Genomic DNA, 5339 nt, shown 5'->3' with positions numbered 1-5339 from the left:
TATAGAGATAGACTTAGGAAATTAGATATGGGAGGAAAAACTAAACGAGTAGCAACGATTGATTATAATACAGAAGATGAAAAAATAATTCAATGGATAATAGATAAACTAACTTTCTTAACAGATGATTCTATGTGGTTAATTCCCTGCGGTGAAACAGGAATTTGGTGGTCAAAAGCAAAAATTATTAATTATAAAGAAGCTATAGCCCAATTATGGCAACAAAGACGTTCATTATACATAATAGATATAGACCATGACGTTGTTTTTGATGTATCATGTGAAGAAAATGATGAAGGAAGAAAGTTTTTTGTAATATGGACAGCATAAATATGTGTATTTAAAATAAAAATAGAACTTTAAAAAGAACCAAAGTCAATAGAAGAAGAGAAATTTGTATAATATTTTCGGTTCTTTGTCGATAGTTGGAGTGGAATTCTTTGAAATTCCACTCCATTGTTAGTTTTATAATAAGAATAGATTAACAACATTATAAAAGAGAAACACCAAAACAAGAGAAGAAGACACCATAATATACGAATACGACAACCAAGGAAACACCATAAAAGAAAAAAGCCGAGAGGGAGAAAAAAGGTACTTCTATGATATCTACAATAGAACCATAGAAGTAAGAAACCCTAAAGGAAATGTATTAAAAAATATGATCCCTTAGGCTTAAGAGCAGAAATAGAAAAAGATGGAGAAGTAATACGATACATCTTTAAAAATACTTCTACCATCAAAACGAACATGGGGATATAATCCACCTAACAGACCAAGAAGAAAAACTTGTAAACTACTATGAATACGATGTATTTGGTAATATAATAAAAGAAATAGAAGAAATCCCCAATGTATTTAGATACGCCGGCGAACAATTTGACCAAGAACAAAATCAATACTATCTAAGAGCAAGATACTACAACCCCACCATAGGAAGATTCACCCAAGAAGACATCTACCGAGGGGATGGCTTAAACCTCTACACCTATGTAGCCAATAACCCAATAATATACATATACCCAAGTGGGTATGAGAAGTGTGAGTTTAATAATAATAAGTGGACGAGTAATCGTACTATAGAAGAATTAATTAATTTATTAAAGAATGGTGAAAGAAAAGGAAATAATATTATAAGCAAGATAGATGATGAGATACAAATTATTTTTAGGCAAGATACTGGTGTACATGCTCATCCAATGAAAACAAAAGGATATAAAGATGCAGTTGACCATTATAACATTGAAATACAAACGAAAACTCCTGCTGGAAAGTGGAAATCAAAATGGAGTTATCATATAGTATTAGATGAACTTAAGAATGTAATTGATTTTTTTGAATAGGAGGGATTAAAATTGAATCATGTTGTTAATATTAATAATGATGAATTTGATGAATTTGACAGAAAAGCAGATAATGTTGGAGTAGTACATGTTTTTGATGAGAATAACAAAGTTATATCAAATGCAAAAGTACAATTATACCTAAGTAAAAACGCATTGATAGGATTAGGAACAGAGTTAATAAGATTAGCATATAATTATGTTGAAGGCAAACATTATCATATTGAACCAGCAGATAAAGAAACTTTATGTCAGCGATTAGGTATATTTTTAACACCTGATAGCAATGAATTAATTATATGCTGTAGCAACCAAGATGTAATTGATAATTATTTAAAAGAATAATTTTATATATTAATGGTGTGATGTATAGATTTGTAACAGAAAAGGTAGTAGAGTATTTTTATAGCATAATATTTTCAAAAAATATAGTAAATAATAAAATATAGTTATATCTCTGTTTGAAAGTGATAAATAGACAAAATAAGGAGTCTGTAAATAATTTCGTGTTTTAGACTAAATTTGATTCCTTTCTGATAACAATTACTAAAGCTTAAAGCTAATAATTATATATGCTCTTTGTCAATAGTTGGGGTGGGATTCTTAAAAATTCTACTCCATTGTTGTTTTTTAATTTATTTTAAGTTTATAAAAACTTTTAATATTCTCTTAATGAAAAAGAAAACAATACAAAAACAAGAGAAATAAGAGGCTATGAATTACTGCAAAAAGATGTAGGAAATAAAAAATACTTCTCATCAAAACGAACATGGGGATATAACCCACCTAACAGACCAAGAAGAAAGACTTACAAATTACTATGAATATGATGTATTTGGTAATATAATAAAAGAAATAGAAGAAATCCCCAATGTATTTAAATACGCCGGCGAACAATTTGACCAAGAACAAGACCAATACTACCTAAGGGCAAGATATTACAACCCCACCATAGGAAGATTCATCCAAGAATACATCTACCGAGGGGACGGCCTAAACCTCTACACCTACGTAGCCAACAACCCAATAATGTACATAGACCCTAGTGGGTATGAGAAATGTCCACCACCTAATAAGAGTAAAGGAACGAACAATACTGTTGTTAAATCTTTAAATGATATACCAACAATTAAAAGTGGAAATTTTGAAAATTGGTTTGATTCATTGACATCAGATGAGTTAGACTTGATATGGCAAGAAAGAAGATTTAGGAAAAAAATAGAAAGGCAATTTAGAGAACCAGGAGGTTTGCATGAATGGCATCTTGTTTCAAGAGTACCTCAATTTAAAAGATGGGGAGTAAATGCAGAAAAAATAAGAAATTTAAGAACAGCTATACAAGATGTTAATTTCATTAATCCAGTAGGAAAACATGGAGGTTTAGGGTCAACTAAAGCACATAATGAATTATTAGAAATAATAGATTCTTCTATTGATTATAATATGTTTATAAGAAGATTAAATAATTGGGCTAATTATAGATTAAAAGGTGGAATAAATGCATTACCAGAAGGATTAAGATTACAATAAGGAGGTATTATAGATTATGGAAAAAGAAGGATTTGTATCAATATGGTTTGGAAATATGAAATCGCAAGAATTTTTAGAACGTTATGTTAACTTAATTTATGATGAAGATGGTGAATGTAAACCATCAATATTTCTAACAGATTTTGAAATTGATATGGATGAAATAGATGAGGATTTTATAGAAAAAGCTAATTATAATTTTATTAGTGATAAAGTAGATAAGTTAATCAAAGGGTGTTCATATTCAGATAAAGTTATTCCTAGGATATGTAAAGAAATTGGTGATAAAATAAATGAAAAAGTTAATACAGTTATATTAGTTTATAATTTTTATTATTCAGGGAAAATAATTAATATTAATAAACAAGAATATAATATTAAATATTATGGAGTTGTAAGTTATAGATAGAAAAATAATTTAAAGTAGTATCATTTAGTTAGTTAGGGTAAGATTATTTAAAATCGGATATTTGTCAATAGTTGGAGTGGGATTTTTAGAAATTCTGCTCCATTATTTGTTTTGAGATAAAAATAAGATTTTACTATTATTAAGTATATTTAATAAAGAAATATTACTTATCTAACAGACCAAGAAGAAAATATTACAAATTACTATGAATATGATGTGTTTGGTAATATAATAAAAGAAATAGAAGAAATCCCCAATGTATTTAAATACGCCGGAGAACAATTTGACCAAGAACAAAATCAATACTACCTAAGGGCAAGATACTACAACCCCACCATAGGAAGATTCACCCAAGAAGATATCTACCGAGGGGACGGACTAAACCTCTACACCTACGTAGCCAACAACCCAATAATGTACATAGACCCCAGTGGATATGTAAAATGTGACCCTAATAAGAGTAAAGGAACAAGTAATTCTTATAAACATTTAATAAGAAATGGTAAGTTCATAGATTTTAGTCTTGAAAACCAATATCAAAAGTATCGTTTTAAAAAGCTTACCCAAGGAGTAGCCGAATCGAAGATTAAATCACGAGAAGAATGGAAAGAAATTTTGGATAGGTTGAATAAAAATCGTAAGGCCGGTAGAGAATATGAAATTGAAAAATTTGCAGAGTTTTGTGAATATACAAATGAAGCTCAACAGCAAATTCTAATAGCGGTAAAAGATAGTTCGGGCGATATATATAGAACTAGAGTAGATGCGGTTGGCATTGATAAAGATACAGGAGATATAATAATTGAGGAATATAAAGCATCATTAACAGCACCTTTAACAGAAAATCAAAAAATAGTTTTTAAATTACTTAAAAATAATGAAGGAAGTGTAGTAGGAAGAGGTAAAGGAATATTTACCAAAGGTTATAAAATTCCTAAAGGAACGAAAGTTAAGGTAAAAAGAAAACAAGAGTAGGAGGTATATATAATGGGAAGAAAAGAAAGAAAGATTGCTAAAGATTTAGAAAAAAAGTTATTAAAAATAATAAAAGATGAAGGAAAAAAATTTGATATCAAAAAAATAAGTGGTTTCATATATAAAAAGAAAGGAGATTTTTTCTTTTGTTCTTTAACTGATGTTGTTTATAGAAATTCTAAGTTTATTTTGAAAGGAAGAATTGAAGTTAAACCTTATAAGTTAGATGACATTTTTTGGGATGTATTTGAAATACCACAAAACAAAAAAGCTCCAATTAGTTTAAGAGCTAATGGAGCATTTGTTGCTCCAAGTCTTACTATAAAATTAGTTGAAGTAGAATTATCTCCAGAAGATGATTTGAAAGAAAAATGTAATGAATTTTTAACGATATTTGAAGAAACTATTAATTCATATTTAGAGCAGGTAAATGATATTGAGTCATTTATGAAATATCATAAAGAAGAGATGGATGAAGATTCAGATAAATTAATATTAGTATTACTTTATATTTTACAAGAAAAGTACAAAGAAGCATTGATTATAGTAGAGAATGAAATAAAATTAGGAAAAACAGGTGGATTTGGTGCAGGAGATAAAGATATTTATGATTTTGCAAAAGAATATTGTGAAAAAAGACTATTAGAAATTAAGAATTAAAATATTACTAAGATGTATAAGAATAAATAATGAATGATAACAAAAGTAAAATTAGACAAAATAAAAGTTTTAGAAAGAAGATACATAATTATTTGTAAAAAGCAGATGAATATCTAATCAATAATATAAAATTTATAAAGAATTAGGTTCTTTATTAATAGTTGGGGTGGGATTATAATAATCTCACTCCGTTATTATTTTTATAGCAAAATACGAACCCAAAACCATAGATGAAAAAAGTGGGCAAGTACTTTATAAAGGAATTTTCTATAAATACGATAAAAATGGAAACGTAATAGAAGAAATAAAAAGCGGTGAATATTTATTAGAAAACGAAAAGCCAACCAAATATAACACCATAAAATATAAATATGACTCCATGAATCGAGTAATAATAGTAGAAGATTCAACAGGAGCATATA

The 5339-nt window shown here is 28.1% G+C and carries 7 protein-coding genes and 1 pseudogene; all 8 read left to right on the top strand.

Annotation, left to right across the window (positions count from 1 at the left end):
• A partial coding sequence (locus tag OM90_RS12875) for a hypothetical protein (protein ID WP_207643872.1) occupies positions 1-330 on the top strand: 330 nt, incomplete at its 5' end.
• A 428-nt stretch (positions 331-758) separates the two neighbouring features.
• Positions 759-1019, top strand: a pseudogene (locus tag OM90_RS13465) (RHS repeat-associated core domain-containing protein); the annotation flags it as partial.
• 180 nt (positions 1020-1199) lie between these two features.
• The gene (locus OM90_RS13265; RefSeq protein WP_242860910.1) at positions 1200-1343 is read left to right on the top strand and encodes a hypothetical protein; all 144 of its coding nucleotides are present in this window, start codon (positions 1200-1202) and stop codon (positions 1341-1343) included.
• A 12-nt stretch (positions 1344-1355) separates the two neighbouring features.
• Entirely contained in the window at positions 1356-1688 is a 333-nt protein-coding gene (locus OM90_RS11755; protein WP_058487058.1) for an Imm32 family immunity protein, read from the top strand.
• Between the two features lie 396 nt (positions 1689-2084).
• A complete protein-coding gene (locus OM90_RS11750; RefSeq protein ID WP_330381872.1) occupies positions 2085-2873 on the top strand; it encodes an RHS repeat-associated core domain-containing protein in 789 nt (262 codons plus the stop codon).
• Positions 2874-2889: 16 nt separating this feature from the next.
• Positions 2890-3282 (top strand): immunity 22 family protein, encoded by a 393-nt coding sequence (locus OM90_RS11745; RefSeq protein ID WP_058487057.1) that lies wholly within the window; start codon positions 2890-2892, stop codon positions 3280-3282.
• 216 nt (positions 3283-3498) lie between these two features.
• Positions 3499-4257, top strand: coding sequence for an RHS repeat-associated core domain-containing protein (locus tag OM90_RS11740; protein WP_058487056.1), 759 nt, complete (start codon positions 3499-3501; stop codon positions 4255-4257).
• Between the two features lie 12 nt (positions 4258-4269).
• The gene (locus OM90_RS11735; protein ID WP_058487055.1) at positions 4270-4917 is read left to right on the top strand and encodes a hypothetical protein; all 648 of its coding nucleotides are present in this window, start codon (positions 4270-4272) and stop codon (positions 4915-4917) included.
• Positions 4918-5339: the final 422 nt, after the last annotated feature.

The organism is Defluviitalea phaphyphila (assembly GCF_001466305.1).
Lineage (GTDB): Bacteria > Bacillota > Clostridia > Lachnospirales > Defluviitaleaceae > Defluviitalea_A > Defluviitalea_A phaphyphila.
The sequence above is the reverse complement of the archived record's forward strand: the minus strand, read 5'-3'. Positions and strand labels throughout refer to the sequence as shown.